The sequence below is a fragment of the Nevskia soli DSM 19509 genome, from assembly GCF_000711955.1.
In the GTDB taxonomy this organism is placed as follows: domain Bacteria; phylum Pseudomonadota; class Gammaproteobacteria; order Nevskiales; family Nevskiaceae; genus Nevskia; species Nevskia soli.
Genome location: NZ_JONR01000086.1, coordinates 1 through 1701 on the forward strand (window position 1 = coordinate 1; position 1701 = coordinate 1701).

General features: G+C 62.3%; 3 protein-coding genes. 1 reads left to right on the forward strand and 2 read right to left on the reverse strand.

The window, feature by feature from the left end; translation table 11 throughout:
- On the reverse strand, positions 1-156 hold a 156-nt coding region (locus BP26_RS31200), incomplete at its 3' end, for a DUF2238 domain-containing protein (RefSeq protein WP_157572712.1).
- A gap of 133 nt (positions 157-289) precedes the next feature.
- Here BP26_RS31200 and BP26_RS0122490 point away from each other — a divergent pair.
- Positions 290-1315: a cytochrome-c peroxidase gene (locus BP26_RS0122490; RefSeq protein ID WP_029922799.1), complete on the forward strand. Its 1026-nt coding sequence runs from the start codon at positions 290-292 to the stop codon at positions 1313-1315.
- A gap of 183 nt (positions 1316-1498) precedes the next feature.
- Here the strand turns inward: BP26_RS0122490 and BP26_RS0122495 are convergent.
- Positions 1499-1701 (reverse strand): DUF2238 domain-containing protein (locus BP26_RS0122495; protein WP_029922800.1); only part of this gene is annotated, 203 nt, incomplete at its 5' end.

A 1701-nucleotide genomic window follows, 5' to 3' on the forward strand; every position in this document is an offset into this window, starting at 1 on the left:
CAGCACGCTGGCGAGGGCTTCCCGCATCGGCCGGAAGCAGAGCAGGCCGAAGGAAAAATGTACCAAGCGATCGTATGCGTTGTGCGAGAAACCGAACCAGTTGTTCGGCGAGAAGCCGATTGCCGCAGTAGAAAGGCAGCGGTGGGCATGCGGCATTGAGCTGAATCAAGCGCCAGCGGCCAAATTCGTATCCACCGCAGTGCGCATGCCCGCATTGATCCAGGTCAATGACTGCCGAGGTCCGGTCCTTTCCACTAAGCGTTGAATCCAAGAATAGTTGGAGGCCAATATGTTCAGGACATTGCATGTTCTCGGCGCCGCTTTCTTCGTGGCTGGCGCCGCAAGCGCCGCGGACTGGCAAGCCCTTCCAACGTCCCCGCCTTCCCCGGCCGACAATCCCACCACGCCCGCTAAGGTGGAGTTGGGCAAGATGCTCTATTTCGATCCGCGGCTGTCCTCTACCGGGACGATTTCCTGCTTTTCCTGCCATAACGTAATGGAAGGAGGCGACGATCATCGCCCGACGTCGGTTGGGGTTCATGGGCAGCTGGGAGGCCGGAACGCGCCGACGGTGTGGAACGCCGCGTTCCAGTCGGTGCAGTTTTGGGATGGCCGGGCGCCTTCCCTGGAAGCCCAGGCCAAAGGACCGATCGTCAATCCGATCGAAATGGGCATGCCGAAGATGGAGTTGGCGGTGGACCGCATCCGGCGCATTCCCGGCTACAAGACCTATTTCGAGCGGGCTTTCGGCGCCGACCCCGAGATCAGCGCAGATACCATTGCCAAGGCGATCGCCGCGTACGAGCGCACGCTGATCACGCCGAACAGTCCCTATGACCGCTTCGTCAAAGGCGAAAAGACGGCGCTCTCCACACAGCAGCAGCGCGGCATGCAGGCCTTCGCGGATGTTGGCTGCACGGCGTGCCACTCGGGTGCCAATTTCAGCGGTCCTTCGCTTGCCGAGGGTACGGGCTTCTTCATGAAGTTTCCGACTTATTTGGACAATCCATACGTGGCGCGATATCACCTGCTCGACGACGGCGGGAAGGCCGTGCAGACCGGGAAGAAGGAAGATCAGAACGTCTGGCGCGTGCCGACGCTGCGTAACCTTGTGTACACCGCGCCCTATTTCCACAATGGGCAGGTCACCTCGCTGCCCGACGCGGTGCGTGTGATGGCGGCGACCCAGCTGAACAAGAACCTGCCGGACAGCCAGATCATGGATATCACTGCCTTCCTGGAGTCGTTGAGCGGCGAATTTCCCCAGCAGCAGATGCCTCGCCTGCCTCCGACGCCGGGCGACATGCTGCAGTGAGGCGCGGTGCCGAATCCGGGTAGTCTGCTGGGATACCGCGTTCGCCCGGAAGTCGGTCGGCCAGGAGAGCACAGGGCCAGCCCTGCAGCTTGACCCAAATAATGCTGTTGCAGTGCCTCGCCTGAGGCGTGTCGATGCTGCGCAGCGGCGCGCAGATGACGGTTATCGGCGGTCTGGTCGCCGCTAGTGACGCGCGGGGCGGTCATGGCAGCTGGCGGCCAAACCTAATCCGAGCGCGATCAGGGTGCCCAGCAGCACCAGCGCCATGTCCTTCTGCGCGTCCCAGATGTCGCCCTGCGTGCCGAGATAGGCTTGGCCGAGGAAGCCTCCGAACACCAGCACGGCGGCCCATTCGAGCAATTCGTACAGCGCGGAGATCGCCGTCA